Source organism: Variovorax sp. PBS-H4 (genome assembly GCF_901827205.1).
Taxonomy (GTDB): Bacteria; Pseudomonadota; Gammaproteobacteria; order Burkholderiales; family Burkholderiaceae_C; genus Variovorax.
On sequence record NZ_LR594675.1, the window covers coordinates 4,333,884 to 4,348,745 of the forward strand.

The window sequence follows — 14,862 nt, forward strand, 5'->3', positions numbered from 1 at the left end:
TCTAATTTTGATGAGAGACAAACCACCTCGCAGCACCCGGCGCCAAGTTTTGCTGGTCGGCGCCACGATTGCCATTGCCGGGCTGGGCAGCAGCTTCGGCGCCGCGGCCCAGGACTTTCCCAAAGGGCCGGTCAAGATCATCATCCCCTTCGCGCCTGGCGGTCCGACCGACACGGTAGGCAGGCTCATCGCGCAGAAGCTGCAGGAGATCTGGGGACAGCCGGTGATCGTCGACTACAAGCCCGGCGCCGGGACTGCGATCGGCGTGGACTTCGTCGCCAAGGCGCCGCCTGACGGCCTGACCTTCGGCATGGTGAATTCCTCGTTTGCCGTGAACCCGTCGCTGCGCAAGAACCTGCCCTACGACACGGTGAAGGATCTCGCAGCCATCACGCAGATCGCGAACCTGCAGCTGGCAATCGTTGCCAAGCCCGACGCGCCCTTCAACACCGTGCCCGAGCTGATCGCCTACGCCAAGAAGAACCCCGGCAAGCTCACCTACGGCACGCCTGGCGCGGGCAGCACCACCCACCTGGGTGCCGAGCTCCTGAAACGCGAAGCGGGCTTCGACATGCTCCACTCGCCTTTCAAGGGCAGCGCGCCGGCGCACACCGAACTCATGGGCGGGCGCATCGACATCGTGGTCGATCCGTTTCTTTCGATCCTGCCCTACGTGAAGGCAGGCCGGATGAAGATGATCGCCACGCTTGGAGACAAGCGCGTGGCGGGCTTCGACTACCCCACGGTGGCCGAGACGCTCCCGGGCTTCAATGTCAACGCATTGCTGGGCTTCGTTGCGCCGCACGGCACGCCCAGGGCCGTCATCCAGAAGATCCAGGCCGACACCGAGAAGGTGCTGCGCACTCCCGACATCCGAAAGCGCATCGAGGAACAAGGCATGGAGGTGGTCGCCTCCAGGCCCCAGCAGTTCGAGGCCTTCGTGCAATCCGAGATGAAGCGCTGGGCACGCGTGATCAACGAGGCCGGCATCCAGGCCGAATAACTGTTTCGAGACCTTCCATGTCCCTCCAGCTCAAGCCCCTGCATCCCCTGTTCGTCGCCGAAGCCAGCGGTATCGACATCGCGCGCCCGCTGTCCGACACCGAGGTTCGCGAGATCAACGCAGCGATGAATGAATACGCCGTGCTCGTGTGGCGCGGCCAGCCCTTGACAGGCCAGCAGCAGATCGACTTTGCAAAATCCTTCGGCCCGCTCGACCTGGGACTCAAGAAAGTCTTCAACCGGAAGGAACGCCTGGAGGACGAACGCCTGATCGACATTTCCAACGTCGACGCCGAAGGCAACGTCGCACGGCGCGACTCGCCCAAGAACCTCTCGAACTTCGCCAATCAGCTCTGGCACAGCGACAGCTCCTTCCAGGACCCGCGCGCCGCGTATTCGATGCTGCACGCACTGGTGTTGCCGAGCTGGGGCGGCAACACCGAATTCGCCGACCTGCGCGCCGCCTACGACGCGCTGCCCGATCGCACGAAGGCCGAGGTGCATGACCTGCGCGCAGAGCACTACGCGTTGCACACGCGCATCCTGCTGGGCGACGAGGCGTACACCGACGAGCAAAAGAAGGCCATCCCCCCTGCGGTCTGGCCACTGGTGCAGACGCACCCGGGCTCGGGCCGCAAGCTGCTCTTCGTCGGCGTGCATGCACGGCAGATCATCGGATGGCCCACAGCCGAGTCGCGCATGTACCTGCAAGACCTGCTGGAGCATGCGACTCAGCGAGAGTTCGTCTACCGCCACGAATGGCAGGTCAGCGACCTGGTGATGTGGGACAACCGCAGCACCTTGCATCGCGGCCGCCGCTATGACGTTGCGCAGCGGCGTGAACTGCGCCGCACCACCATCGAAGACGTGCCCGAGGCACGGCTGATGGCAGCTTGAGTCAGGCGACGGCTGCCGCCGGCTCGTGCGCGATCGCCATGACCTCGTGCGGCGGCAGCGCCTTCAGCCGGTGGTCGCTCCAGACCTGTCGCCAGCGGCGCGCGCCGGGCAGACCGTTGCGAAGGCCGAGCATGTGGCGCGCGATGTTCGACCAAGGCGTGCCGTGCTCGGCCGCTTCGCGAACCATGTAGTCGCACATCCTGCGCTCCGCTTCCTCGCGGGTGAGGACGGAGGGCGGCTGGCGATAAAAGACCTCGTCCCATTGCGCGAGCCACCACGGGTTGTGATATGCCTCGCGCCCGATCATCACGCCGTCGAGCAGGCGCAGATGCGCCAGCATCTGCGCGTTGTCGTTGAAGCCGCCGTTGATCGAGATGGCGAGCTCGGGAAAGTCATGCTTGAGCCGGTGCACGAGTTCGTAGCGCAGCGGCGGCACCTCGCGGTTCTGCTTGGGCGACAGGCCGTTCAGCCAGGCATTGCGCGCATGGACGATGAAGGTGCGGCAACCTGCTTCGCTCACCATGCCGACGAAATCGCGCACGAATTCATAGGACTCGGTCTTGTCGATGCCGATGCGGTGCTTGACGGTGACCGGCACGCTCACGACATCGACCATGGCCTTCACGCAGTCGTAAACGAGCTGCGGTTCGTTCATCAGGCAGGCACCGAAGGCGCCGCGCTGCACGCGCTCGCTGGGGCACCCGCAGTTGAGGTTGATTTCGTCGTAGCCCCACGCCTCGCCGAGCTTCGCGCAATGCGCCAGCTCCGCTGCCTCGCTGCCACCGAGCTGCAGCGCAACCGGATGTTCCTCGGCGTTGAAGCGCAGATGCCGCGGCACGTCGCCATGGATCAGCGCACCGGTGGTCACCATTTCGGTGTAGAGCAAGGCGCGGCGCGTCAGCAGGCGGTGGAAGTACCTGCAATGGCGATCGGTCCAGTCCATCATCGGCGCGCACGAAACGCGGCCGGCCCAGGTGTGTTCAGTGTCCATCGATATCCATGGCCTGCCATGGAGGTCCTTCAAGCAGGAGCGCATTTTCAAGCGCAAGGCGCGCGCGGCAGGGTCTTCGCATTTTGCCCTTTGCGGCGCACCTCGCGAGCTGCGGCGCCTCAACGCTCGCACGCACCCCGGCGCAGCACCTGGTGATCGGCTCGATCAGGCGGATGTCGGCCCGCTGGCCGCGATGGTTGTCCTGTCGAAATGGCGGACCTGGACCATGGCAATGGGGCGGCGCGCCCCCCTTGCCCCAACGGAGCAAAAAAAAGAGCTCGCCGAAGCGAGCTCAAATGATTGCCTTTGCAGCAATCCCCCAGAGAAACCATGGACGTAGTTTGCGCCGATTCCCCCAAGAAGCGCGTGAAGAAATAGACGGATCGCCGGCCAGAAACTGATGCTTTGTGACGGCAATGGCAGATCGCGTGTCTATTGCGCAGCCCGGCTCCCGCAGCCACGGCTGCGACCCTGCCCGCCGCACGGCGCGGCGGGCAGTTCGCAGGCCCGATGTCCCGGAAATCACAGGCTTCGCCGCAGCCGCGTAACATGCCTTGGCAGCGGCCGGCGTGCCGCCGCCTCCACCCTTTTTCGCCCGTGCCCTTCGCCGAATTTCATCCTGCCGTCAGCGGTTGGTTCCGCCGCAGCTTTGCCGCTCCCACCGAGGCGCAGAAGGCCGCCTGGCCCGCCATTCGCGCCGGACGCCACACGCTGGTCGCGGCTCCCACGGGTTCGGGCAAGACGCTGACCGCCTTTCTTGCCGCGCTGGACGCGCTCGTGCGCCAGGGCCTCGCGCCTGGAGGCCTGCCGGACGAGACCACGGTCGTGTATGTCTCGCCCCTCAAGGCGCTGTCCAACGACATCCACTTGAACCTCGAAGCGCCCCTGGCGGGCATCCGCGCGGAGCTGGCCGCACTGGGCATGCCGGATGTGGAAATCCGCACCGCCGTTCGCACCGGCGACACGCCCTCCAAGGACCGCCGACACAGCCTGCGCAAGCCGCCGCACATCCTCGTGACCACGCCCGAGTCGCTCTATGTGCTGCTTGGCTCGGCATCCGGACGAGGCATGCTGTCCCCCGTGCGCACGGTGATCGTGGATGAGATCCACGCCATTGCCGGAGGCAAGCGTGGAAGTCATCTGGCGCTCTCGCTCGAGCGGCTGCAAATGCTTTGCGGGCGCCCGCTCACCCGCATCGGCCTGTCGGCCACGCAGAAGCCGGTCGAAGAAGTCGCTCGCTTCCTCGTGGGTGCGGGCCATGTGCATGGAGGCGTAGCCGACTGCAAGATCGTCGACATCGGCTACGCCAAGGAACGCGACCTCGGCCTCGAGCTGCCCCCGCAGCCGCTGGGGGCGGTGATGACGCACGAGCAATGGGAGCAGGTGTATGCGCGCGTGGCCGAACTGGTGCTGCTGCACCGAACCACGCTGGTCTTCGTCAATACGCGCCGCATGGCCGAGCGTGCAGCGCGACATCTGGGCGAGCGCCTGGGCAAGGAGGCAGTGGCAGCGCACCACGGAAGCCTGGCCAAGGAGGCGCGGCTCGATGCCGAGCGGCGCCTCAAGCGGGGCGAGCTCCAGGTGCTGGTGGCGACGGCGTCGCTGGAACTCGGGCTGGACATCGGTGACGTGGACCTGGTGTGCCAACTGGGCTCGCCGCGTTCCATCGCCGCCTTCCTGCAGCGCGCAGGGCGCTCGGGCCACGCGGTGGGTGGCACGCCCAAGGCGCGCCTCTTCCCGCAATCGCGCGACGAATTGGTCGAGTGCGCGGCGCTCCTGGATTGCATACGCCGCGGCGAACTCGACGCCCTGCGCCTGCCGCGTGCGCCGTTCGACGTGCTGGCGCAGCAGATCGTCGCCGAAACCGCCTGCCGCGAGTGGGACGAGGACGCCCTGTTCGCCCTGGTGCGCCGCGCCTGGCCCTATGCGCAGCTCGCACGCGAGCAGTACGACGCGGTGGTACGCATGCTGGTCGAGGGCTTCGCCACCCGCAACGGGCCGCGCGCCGGCTATGTGCACAAGGATGCGGTGCACCACCGCCTGCGCGAGCGCCGCGGCGCCCGCCTCACGGCCTTGACCTCGGGCGGCACCATCCCGGAGACCGGCGACTACAGCGTGCTGCTCGAGCCGCAGGCGCACCAGATCGGCACGGTCAACGAGGACTTCGCGGTCGAGAGCCTGGCGGGCGACGTGTTCCAGCTTGGCAACACCAGCTATCGCATCCTGCGCATCGAGGCGGGCCGCGTGCGCGTGGAGGACGCGCAGGGCGCAGCGCCCAACATCCCGTTCTGGCTCGGCGAAGCCCCGGGGCGCAGCGATGAGCTGTCCTTCGGCGTCTCGAGGCTGCGCGAGGAGCTCGGCGAACACATCGCCGCGCACGGCGCGGCCAGTGCCGTGCGGTGGCTGCAGGCGGCGATGGCGCTGTCCGAGGATGCTGCTCGCCAGCTTGTCGACCACTTGGCGCGCACGCTCGCCGTCCTGGGCGTGCTGCCGAGCCAGCGGCAGATCGTCTTCGAGCGCTTCTTCGACGAATCGGGGGGCATGCAACTGGTCATCCATTCGCCCTTCGGCAGCCGGCTGAACCGCGCCTGGGGCCTGGCGCTGCGCAAGCGCTTCTGCCGCAAATTCAACTTCGAGCTCCAGGCTGCGGCGACCGAGGACGCCATCGTGCTGTCGCTGTCGACCAGCCACAGCTTCGCGCTCGACGAAGTGGCGCGCTATTTGCATTCGGCTACCGCGCTGGACGTGCTGATGCAGGCGCTGCTGGACGCGCCGCTCTTCGGCGTGCGCTGGCGCTGGAACGCGACTACCGCCCTCGCGCTGCCGCGCTTCCTCGGCGGCCGCAAGGTGCCGCCGCAACTGCAACGCATGAAGTCCGAGGACCTGCTGGCCAGCGTGTTCCCCGACCTGGTGGCCTGCGCCGAGAACGTGGCGGGCGAGCGTGAAATCCCTGGCCATCCACTGATCGCACAGACGCTGGACGACTGCCTGCACGACGCAATGGACGCCGAAGGCTGGCTGCGCCTGCTGCGCCGCATCGAAGCGGGCGAGGTCCAGGTGACCGCGCGCGACTTGCCCGCCCCCTCGCCACTCGCCGCCGAAGTGCTGAACGCGCGCCCCTACGCCTTCCTGGATGACGCGCCATTGGAAGAGCGGCGTACACAGGCCGTGCAGAGTCGACGCTACGCCGATCCGGAGAGCGCCGACGACCTGGGCCGGCTCGACGCAGACGCGATCGAGAGCGTGCGGGAAGAAGCCTGGCCACGTCCGCGCCATGCGGACGAGATGCACGAAGCGCTCAACGCCCTGGCCGTGCTCACGGATGAAGAGGTCGCGCGCGATGCCGCGTGGGAACCCTGGCTCGCGGCCCTGGCGGATGCGGGCCGCGCGGCGCGCATCGTGCCGCCGGGCACGGGCGGGGGCCTGTGGGTGGCGGCCGAACGCCTGTCGCTGGCGCGCGTGGTCTACCCTTGCGCCCCGCTGCAACCCGCGATCGAGCCGCCGGCTGGGTACGCGCGCGGCCCTTCGACGCGCGACGAAGCATTGCGCGAGCTGCTGCAGTCGCGCTTGGGCGGACTCGGGCCGATGCCCACCCGCTTGTTGGCGCGACAGCTTCAGCTGCCGGAAACCGAAGTGGAGGCGGCGGCGCTCGGCCTGCAGGGTGAAGGCCTCCTGTTGCAGGGGCGTTTCACACCGGGCGCCTCGGAGCCCGAATGGTGCGAACGCCATCTGTTGGCCCGCATCCACCGCTACACCCTCAAGCGATTGAGGCGCGAGATCGAGCCGGTCGAGCCGCGCGACTTCGCGCGATTCCTGTTCGAGTGGCAGCATGTGAGCGCCGCGTCCAGAGTCAGCGGCCCGGAGGCGCTGTCCGGCGTGCTGACCCTGCTGGAAGGCTACGAGGCACCGGCCGCGCTGTGGGAAGCCGAACTGCTGCCGGCCCGCGTCAATGACTATGCGAGCGCGTGGCTCGACGATCTTTGTACTGCCGGGCGTGTGATGTGGACGCGCCTGCGCCCCAGCACGCCCGAGAACCGGACCGGCCGCGCCGGCAGCTCCTTGCGCAGCACGCCAATCGTGCTGCTGCCGCGCCGCAGCGCTGCAATGTGGACTCAGCTCGCATCTGTGCCTCTCGACGACGCTGCGCTAGGGTCGCGCGCGCAACGCGTGGCGGCTTGGCTCGGCGAGCGCGGCGCCTCCTTCTTCGACGAGATCGCGGACGGCGTCCGCCTGCTTGGGACCGAGCTCGAGGACGCACTGTCCGAGTTGGTCTCGCGCGGCTTCGTGCGCTGCGACAGCTATGCAGGCCTGCGGGCGCTGCTGGTGCCTGCCTCGAAGCGCTCGGCTTCCCATTCGTCCTCTCGGCGCCGTCGCGGCGCCTTGTTCGGGATCGAGGACGCGGGACGCTGGTCGCTGGCGCGGCCTGCAGGAATCGATCACGCGGCTCCCGATGCCATCGAGCAGGTCTCGCGCGTGCTGCTGCGCCGCTATGGCGTGATGTGCTGGCACCTGATCGAGCGCGAGGCGGCATGGCTTCCGCCCTGGCGCGAGCTGGTGCGTACCTACCGGCAGTTGGAGGCCCGCGGCGAGATCCGCGGAGGTCGCTTCATCGCCGGGCTGTCGGGCGAACAGTTTGCGCTCCCGGAGGCGATCGGGTTGATGCGCAACGTGCGCCGGCAACCACCGGATGCGGAGCTGATCTGCCTTTCGGCAGCCGATCCCGCAAATTTGTTGGGAAGCGTCCTGCCGGGTAACCGGGCGCCGCGCGTGCCGGGCTCGCGCGTGCTCTACCGCGGCGGCATTCCGATAGCGACCAGCATTGCGGGCGAGATCCAGGTTCTGGTGCCGCTCGACGCGGCATCAGAGAAGGAGGCGCGCCAGGTGCTGACCCTTCATCCCGCATTCCGCTCCACATCGGTGACCCGGTCGACGACGGTGGAGGGATGAATCGGGCCTCCTCCGTGGGTCACGCGCATTCTCCGGCTCGAGGGGTCACGGCCCTAGGGCAGAGACAAAAACACGCGGCGTGTTCCTACAACCAGTGCATCAGTGCGCGCCGATGCTCCACCTTCTCGGGCAGTTATGGAGGAATCTTGATGGCAAGCGAACCGGCATGTTCGACCGATGCATGCTGCAGTTTGCGCGTGCTTGTGGTCGAAGACGACCCCGAGGTTCTGGAAGCGTCTCTTGAAGCACTCGAACTTCTCGGCCACTGGGCGACGGGCGTACGCAGTGCAGAGGGCGCGATCGATCGCTTCCTCGAAGGCGCCTTCGACGTGCTGATGGCCGATGTCGGACTGCCCGGACTTTCCGGCCTGGAGTTGGCAGACAAGCTGCAGAGCCGCTGCGGATTGCCAATCATTTTTGCGACGGCCAGCAAACCTCCCGAGAGGACGCTCCCTGGCACTCTCTGGCTGTGCAAGCCGTTCAGCATCGAGCAACTCGGCGAGGCCCTGCGACAAGCCGCCCGCCTTCGGCCCGCCCCCGTGCCGCCCTCAATGCTCCCATCGACTGCCGCCCCCTCCTCTGGCGCACTGCTGGCCCGCTGAGCAGACGTGCTCTCATGGGCGCCCACGCGCCGATCTCACCCCCGATGGCAGCTTGCATAGACCAGTGCCAGATAGTCGGCGTGCTTGCGAAGACTTTCGAGCTGCTGCAGCGTGCTGCCTTGAATCGTATCCTTCGGGTCGAGACGAAGATCGCCATCGGGCATGAGGATGAAGTGGGTCTTTGCGGCGGCGCTTCCGCCCGGATCATGCGCGCTGACATAGCCGCAGGCTGTCCCCGTCTTCTTGTTGTAGAACACACCTGAGAGGCTTGCCACTTCAGGCAGCCTGCTCTTGACGCGGGACTCCACCTGAAGCACCGGCCAGTAGAACCACCACGCGCCGACACAGCCCGCAAAGATCGCAATGGTGGCAAGCAGACAAACGAAGACTCTCATGACGTGTCCTTGTCAGGTTGCACGAACTGCATTGCAAACCGGCCCAGGGGAGTCAGTTCTGTCACGGTGGCCGTCCCCTCGCGGCCAGCTGCCGCCGAAAACGAAGCCTTGACCCAGCCGCCGTCCTTGAGGATCCGCAACGCCTCGATGTCCTGCATTGAAGTGAAGACCATCGGGAGCGGTCCTTTCGCCACGAGCTGGAGCACCCTATAGGAGGACAAGAGTGCCCCCCAAGGTTCGCCAAGAGGGCGGATGAGGATTCGTCTCTGCACGCGAAGGCATGTAGCGAATTGTAATTACGTGTAGTACTTACAGGCTACTTATCGTGTGCGACTTTTCACGAAAGTCGCGGATGGTCACCTCAAAGAGCAGGGCAGATGGAGTGCGGCCGGCGACGATCCGATTGTTTCCGTCAGCAAAACACCGTGGTTCCCGATTGCTAGGGTTATTACCTAGTTTTCGGTGCAAACTTCATCGCACGGAGCAGCCATCGCTGTTCTGAGTGAACAGGGCACCGAGCGAGGTGGCCGTCCTGCTTTGGACGCCGACCCCACCCAAGACCGGTTCGAAATCAAATCCCATATCAAGGACCTGAAATGAAGACCTCGAAGATCATTACCGCAGCCGCTCTCTCCCTCCTCGCCGCAGCTGGCGCCCAAGCGGAAACCTACGAAGGCGTGCACGCGCCGGTGTCAGCCAACAGCCGCGCCGAAGTCCGGTCCCAGGCCATCGTTGCCGCGCGCAGCGAGAATCCCTACGCCGAAGGGGTCTCGTCGCGCGTCGCCCCCGCGCTGACTGCCTCTGTCGACCGTGCCACCGTGCGCAACGACGCGGTAGCCGCAGCACGCAGCGCGAACCCTTACGCCGAGGGCTATGGACAAGGCGTTACGCAGGTGCTCGCCAGCACGGTTGACCGCGCTGCGGTGCGCGCCGAAGCCCGCGCCGCCGCTCGCGGTCAGCAACTCGCGCTGTAAGCGCAACGCTCCCTCTCGGAAGCCCAGGGGCCTGCGAAATGCATGGCCCCGTTTCTTTTTGGGGGCTGCAGCGAAGCGCGCCTGCGTGGACAATGGCCATGCTTTAAGGCCTGGAGCGCGGCACAATCTCGTTCAGCATGACGCAGCAACTGCCCCACCCTGACGACCTGAGCGATGCGGAACTCGCTGAACAGGCCCACGCTTGGCGGCGCCTGGCACTTCGCGGCGACCGCACCGCACGAGCGCCCGCGCACGCTTACGAGACCGCACTGCGAGAGCGCGTGCGCGCCTCCATGGCCGCAGAACTGATTGCCAACGCCTCCGCCGCCGCACCGGAACCGAAGCGCCCATGGTGGCGTCGCTTGTGGCCCCTGTCGGCGGACGAGCGCGTCACCTCCTGATCGAGCCCGAGGCGCATCGCCTGCCGGCGTGCCCCGCGGCCTGTCGCGTGCATCGGCGCAGACCGTTGTTGCCGAACAACTTTTGCACGGCTGCAAGGTCTGTTTCCCAAAGAGCTTTTCCTACATCATGCGGATGCGGCGAAGACTAAGCTGATCTTCGTTAAAACCAACGTGATTGAGGAGGCACCATGAAGCACTTCGTCCTCGACTCTCACATGTGCGCAGCCTTCGGGGGCGCGTTCTACCCGACGGGACATTCGATCGTGATGTTCCCAAAGGCCGAAGACGCCAGCCGCGTCGGGCACCAGTTGATCGACCGCGGCTTCAGCGGCGACGAGGTCTACCTGATTCCACCCCAGACGATGCTCTCCCAGATCTCGCCCACGGTCGGGGACGACGCTGATTCGCCTCTGCCCTCGGCCGGCACCGACGGCGCGACTGTAAGGATGTACACCAAGCTCGCCCGCGACGGCCACACGGGCCTGCTGGTCAAGACCGAGAACCGGGCCGCGGCCGAACGCCTGATGGAAGTGGTCCGCAGCGTGCCCTACTCGGTGGCCGAGCGCTACTGCCGGCTGGTGATCGAAGACCTCTGAGCCAGCCTGCCGACCAGGCGGGCGTCACCGGTTGAGGACGGCACGTGCCATGGATTGCGCGAGTTCATGCTCGCCCAGGAAGACGCTCGTTTCGGCCTCCTCGGTCAGCAGACGCGCCTCATCCTCGTTGTGGCTGCGGATCACCGTCTGGATCGCAGGATTGAGCGCGCGCGAGGTCCCGATCATCTGCCTGACGTTGATGGCATCGGCCGTCGCCACGACCAGCACACGCGCTCGTGCAATATGCGCCTGGATCAGCACTGCGGCGTCGGCGGCGTCGCCCCACACTGCCGCCCTGCCTTCGGCACGCAGCTTCTCGACCAGCTCGCGGTTCTGCTCCACCACGACAAAAGGAAGATCGTGGGCCGCGAGTTCCGCCGCGATGCGCCGCCCGACGCGGCCGTAGCCCACCAGTACCGCCTGGCGCGACAGGTACTTCGCGTCGGTGCTCATCGGCAGCTCGGCCAACGGATCGTCGCGCTCGGCGAGCCCCCGCGCGAGGCGCGAACGCGCGTGCAGCCACTTCTGCAGCGGCCCGATCAGGCCGAACCACAACGGATTGGTGGCGATCGAAATCAGCGCCCCGGCCAGCAGCAGGCTTTGGCCCTCCTGCGGAAGCAAGCCCAGCGAGACCCCCAGCGCTGCCAGGATGAAGGAGAATTCGCCGATCTGCGCCAGGCTCGCGCTCACCGTCAGCGCCGTGCCCAGCGGGTAGCGAAGCAGCAGCACTAGGGCGCAGGCGGCGACCGACTTGCCCACCACGATCACCAGCACCACGGCCAGCACCTGCAGCGGACGCTCGATGAGCACCGAGGGGTCGAACAGCATCCCGACAGAGACAAAGAACAGCACCGCGAAGGCATCGCGCAGCGGCAGCGATTCCTGCGCCGCGCGATGGCTGAACTCCGACTCCCGCATCACCATGCCGGCGAAGAAAGCGCCCAGCGCAAACGACACGCCGAAGAGTGCCGCAGAGGCGAAGGCGATGCTCACCGCCGCAGCCACCACGCACAGCGTGAACAGTTCGCGCGAGCCGGTGCGCGTGATCTGCCACAGCAACCAGGGGAAGACCCGCCTGCCGACCACCAGCATCAGGAATATGAAGCCGCCGACCTGCAGCAACGTGAGTCCCAGCGTCTGCCAAAGAGGCGCCGCGCCCGCACCCGTGGCGCCGCTGCCCAGCGCCGCACCCAGTGGTGGAAGCAGCACGAGCACCAACACCATCGCGAGGTCTTCCACGACCAGCCAGCCCACGGCGATGCGGCCGGTGAAGGAATCGAGCAGCCCCAGGCTTTCCAGGGCCCGCAGCAGGACCACCGTGCTCGCCACTGACAGCGCCAGCCCGAAGACCAGCGCTCCGCCCAGGCTCCAGCCCCACCAGCTCGCGAGCGCACCGCCCAGCAGCGTCGCCACAGCCATCTGCACCAGCGCGCCCGGCAGTGCGATCTTGCGCACCGCAAGCAGGTCATCGAGCGAAAAATGCAGGCCGACGCCGAACATCAGCAGCATCACCCCGATCTCGGCGAGCTGCGCGGCGATGCCCGCATCGGCCACGAAGCCCGGTGTGAAGGGCCCAAGGATCACGCCCGCGATCAGATAACCCACGAGCGCCGGCAGGCGCAGCCGCGCCGCCAGGAAGCCGAGGATCAGGGCCAATCCAAGACCGGCCGCGAGGGTGTTGATGAGGGAAACGCTGTGGGGCATCGACTTGCATTGTGCAAGAGCGATGCCCTCACCCCCTCAATGCCCTGCCATGTTCGCGGTGCGCGCGTTGACCAGCTCCTCGGGTTCCTGGGCCTCTACCCAGGTCTCGTTGTTCAGGCCGGCCTGCAGCCGCGCCTCGTCCAGCTCGCCGGTCCATTTGGCGACCACGATCGTCGCAACGCCGTTGCCGATCAGGTTGGTGAGCGCGCGGGCCTCCGACATGAAGCGATCGATTCCCAGGATCAGTGCGAGACCGGCCACCGGCACATGCCCGACGGCCGACAGCGTGGCCGCGAGCACGATGAAACCGCTGCCCGTAATTCCGGCAGCGCCCTTGGAAGTCAACAGCAGGACCGCCAGCAATGTGATCTCCTGCATCAGGGTCATCGGCGTGTTGGTCGCCTGCGCGATGAACACCGCCGCCATCGTCAGGTAGATCGAGGTGCCGTCGAGGTTGAACGAATAGCCGGTGGGGATGACCAGGCCGACGCAGGTCTTCCGGGCGCCCAGGTTCTCCATCTTCTCCATCATGCGCGGCAGCACCGATTCGGACGAGGAAGTGCCCAGCACGATCAGCAGCTCTTCCTTGATGTACTTGACGAACTTCCAGATGCTGAAGCCATGAAAGCGTGCGATCAGCCCCAGCACCACGAAGATGAAAAGCAGACAGGTCAGATAGAAGGTGCCCATCAGCTTGCCCAGCGAGAACAGTGTGCCGACGCCATACTTTCCGATCGTGAAAGCCATGGCACCGAAGGCACCGATCGGCGCCAGCTTCATGATGTAGCCCACGATCGTGAAGAGCACATGCGAGCCCTTCTCTATTACATCGAACACCAGAGTGCCGCGGCCGCCGAACCTGTGCAGCGCAAAACCGAAAAGGATCGCGATCAGCAGCACCTGCAGGATCTCGCCCTTGGCGAAGGCATCGACCACCGTGCTCGGGATGACGTTGAGCAGGAAATCGACCGTGCCCTGCATCTTCCCTGGCCCCGTATAGGCAGCGATGGCCTTGGTGTCGAGCGTCGCGGGGTCCACGTTCATGCCGGCGCCGGGTTTGAGCACATTGACCAGCACCAGCCCGACCAGCAGCGCAATGCTGCTCACGACCTCGAAGTACAGCAGGGCGAGCCCGCCTGTCTTGCCGACCTTCTTCATGTCCTCCATGCCGGCGATACCGATCACCACCGTGCAGAAGATGATGGGCGCGATGATCATCTTGATCAGCTTGATGAAGCCGTCGCCCAGCGGCTTCATCGACTCACCGACCGATGGGTAGAAGTGCCCGAGGAGCACGCCGATGACGACTGCGGTGATCACCTGGGCATAGAGCGACCGGTAGATCGGAAGCTTGGTCCTCGGTGCGGGCACGGCGGCGGGAGCGGGATCTGTCGCGATGGCCATGGAAATCTCCTGTTTACGTGTTGTGCGGGAGAAAAAAGGCTCTGGCCTCCACTGTAGTCCGCCCCAACAAAAAAAGACCCGCCGAGGCGAGTCTTTTCGGGGAGGGCGTCAGGGCGCGTCTCAGTGCATGTGCAGGCCACCGTTGACCGAAAAGTCAGCCCCGGTGGAATAGCCGCCCTCGTCGGTCGCAAGCCACGCGATGATGGAGGCGATCTCGCTCGGCTCGCCGAGCCGCTTGACCGGAATGGTGGCCACGATCTTGTCGAGCACCTCCTGGCGGATGGCGCGGACCATGTCGGTACCGATGTAGCCCGGGCTCACGGTGTTCACCGTCACGCCCTTGGCGGCCAGTTCCTGCGCCAGCGCCATCGTGAAGCCGTGCATGCCCGCCTTGGCAGCCGAGTAGTTGGTCTGGCCCGCCTGGCCTTTGGCGCCGTTGACTGAACTGATGTTGATGATGCGGCCCCAGCCCTTCTCGACCATGTCGCCCACCACCTGCTTGGTGACGTTGAACATGCTGTTGAGGTTGGTCTCGATCACCGCGCTCCAGTCCTCGGGCGTCATCTTCAGGAACATGCGGTCACGCGTGATGCCGGCGTTGTTGACCAGCACGTCGATGCTGCCATGCTCGGCCTTGGCCTTGGTGAAGGCCTCTACCGTCGACTGCCAATCGCCGACATTGCCGACCGAGGCGTGAAAGTCGAAGCCCAGCGCTTTCTGTTCAGCCAGCCATTTGGCGTGGTCGCGCGTGGGGCCGCAACCGGCGATGACATTGAACCCATCCTTGTACAAGCGCTGGCAAATGGCCGTACCAATGCCCCCCATGCCGCCGGTGACGTATGCAACTTTCTTGCTCATAATTTTCCCTCGATGTTGACGCGCCTGAACAGGCGCGGTTCACTGTAGCCAAGTTTTCCACGAGGCCCGGCTCAGGAAAACACTGACCCCT

14 protein-coding genes are annotated in these 14,862 nt (G+C 66.0%); 8 read left to right on the forward strand and 6 right to left on the reverse strand.

The features are described 5' to 3' along the window. Window positions 1-10: 10 nt before the first annotated feature. Together E5CHR_RS20545 and E5CHR_RS20550 are read left to right on the forward strand one after the other, a co-directional pair. Window positions 11-1,003: a Bug family tripartite tricarboxylate transporter substrate binding protein gene (locus E5CHR_RS20545; protein ID WP_162581559.1), complete on the forward strand. Its 993-nt coding sequence runs from the start codon at window positions 11-13 to the stop codon at window positions 1,001-1,003. 17 nt (window positions 1,004-1,020) lie between these two features. Further along, window positions 1,021-1,899: a TauD/TfdA dioxygenase family protein gene (locus E5CHR_RS20550; protein WP_162581560.1), complete on the forward strand. Its 879-nt coding sequence runs from the start codon at window positions 1,021-1,023 to the stop codon at window positions 1,897-1,899. Between the two features lies 1 nt (window position 1,900). Here the strand turns inward: E5CHR_RS20550 and dusA are convergent, their stop codons facing one another. Further along, complete coding sequence (gene dusA / locus E5CHR_RS20555; protein WP_162581561.1) at window positions 1,901-2,890, reverse strand: tRNA dihydrouridine(20/20a) synthase DusA; 990 nt, start codon at window positions 2,888-2,890, stop codon at window positions 1,901-1,903. On the opposite strand from dusA, the gene E5CHR_RS20560 reads away from it, so the two are divergent. The 3 genes from E5CHR_RS20560 to E5CHR_RS20570 all read left to right on the forward strand — a co-directional run bounded on the left by E5CHR_RS20560 (window position 2,883) and on the right by E5CHR_RS20570 (window position 8,439). Next, entirely contained in the window at window positions 2,883-3,230 is a 348-nt protein-coding gene (locus E5CHR_RS20560) for a hypothetical protein (protein WP_162581562.1), read from the forward strand. The two genes, dusA and E5CHR_RS20560, sit on opposite strands and share 8 nt — an antisense overlap. 209 nt (window positions 3,231-3,439) lie before the next feature. After that, window positions 3,440-7,837: a DEAD/DEAH box helicase gene (locus E5CHR_RS20565; protein ID WP_162581563.1), complete on the forward strand. Its 4,398-nt coding sequence runs from the start codon at window positions 3,440-3,442 to the stop codon at window positions 7,835-7,837. Between the two features lie 149 nt (window positions 7,838-7,986). Next, the gene (locus E5CHR_RS20570) at window positions 7,987-8,439 is read left to right on the forward strand and encodes a response regulator (protein ID WP_162581564.1); all 453 of its coding nucleotides are present in this window, start codon (window positions 7,987-7,989) and stop codon (window positions 8,437-8,439) included. Window positions 8,440-8,474: 35 nt separating this feature from the next. On the opposite strand, the gene E5CHR_RS20575 is transcribed toward E5CHR_RS20570, so the two are convergent. Next, a complete protein-coding gene (locus E5CHR_RS20575; RefSeq protein WP_162581565.1) occupies window positions 8,475-8,834 on the reverse strand; it encodes a hypothetical protein in 360 nt (119 codons plus the stop codon). Next, on the reverse strand, window positions 8,831-9,007 hold the full coding sequence (locus E5CHR_RS20580; protein ID WP_162581566.1) for a hypothetical protein: 177 nt from the start codon (window positions 9,005-9,007) through the stop codon (window positions 8,831-8,833). The genes E5CHR_RS20575 and E5CHR_RS20580 overlap by 4 nt, the downstream gene beginning before the upstream one ends. A 423-nt stretch (window positions 9,008-9,430) precedes the next feature. On the opposite strand from E5CHR_RS20580, the gene E5CHR_RS20585 reads away from it, so the two are divergent. The 3 genes from E5CHR_RS20585 to E5CHR_RS20595 all read left to right on the forward strand — a co-directional run bounded on the left by E5CHR_RS20585 (window position 9,431) and on the right by E5CHR_RS20595 (window position 10,805). Beyond that, a complete protein-coding gene (locus E5CHR_RS20585; protein WP_162581567.1) occupies window positions 9,431-9,808 on the forward strand; it encodes a helicase SNF2 in 378 nt (125 codons plus the stop codon). 137 nt (window positions 9,809-9,945) lie between these two features. Continuing rightward, window positions 9,946-10,209, forward strand: a complete 264-nt coding sequence (locus E5CHR_RS20590; protein WP_162581568.1) for a hypothetical protein — start codon at window positions 9,946-9,948, stop codon at window positions 10,207-10,209. A gap of 188 nt (window positions 10,210-10,397) precedes the next feature. Beyond that, a complete protein-coding gene (locus tag E5CHR_RS20595) occupies window positions 10,398-10,805 on the forward strand; it encodes a hypothetical protein (protein WP_162581569.1) in 408 nt (135 codons plus the stop codon). 24 nt (window positions 10,806-10,829) lie between these two features. Here the strand turns inward: E5CHR_RS20595 and ybaL are convergent, their stop codons facing one another. The 3 genes from ybaL to phbB form a co-directional block, all read right to left on the reverse strand. Continuing rightward, entirely contained in the window at window positions 10,830-12,509 is a 1,680-nt protein-coding gene (gene ybaL / locus E5CHR_RS20600) for a YbaL family putative K(+) efflux transporter (RefSeq protein ID WP_162581570.1), read from the reverse strand. Between the two features lie 36 nt (window positions 12,510-12,545). Beyond that, window positions 12,546-13,913, reverse strand: a complete 1,368-nt coding sequence (locus E5CHR_RS20605; RefSeq protein ID WP_162581571.1) for a dicarboxylate/amino acid:cation symporter — start codon at window positions 13,911-13,913, stop codon at window positions 12,546-12,548. A gap of 120 nt (window positions 13,914-14,033) precedes the next feature. Beyond that, window positions 14,034-14,771 (reverse strand): acetoacetyl-CoA reductase, encoded by a 738-nt coding sequence (gene phbB / locus E5CHR_RS20610; protein WP_162581572.1) that lies wholly within the window; start codon window positions 14,769-14,771, stop codon window positions 14,034-14,036. Window positions 14,772-14,862 lie beyond the last annotated feature (91 nt).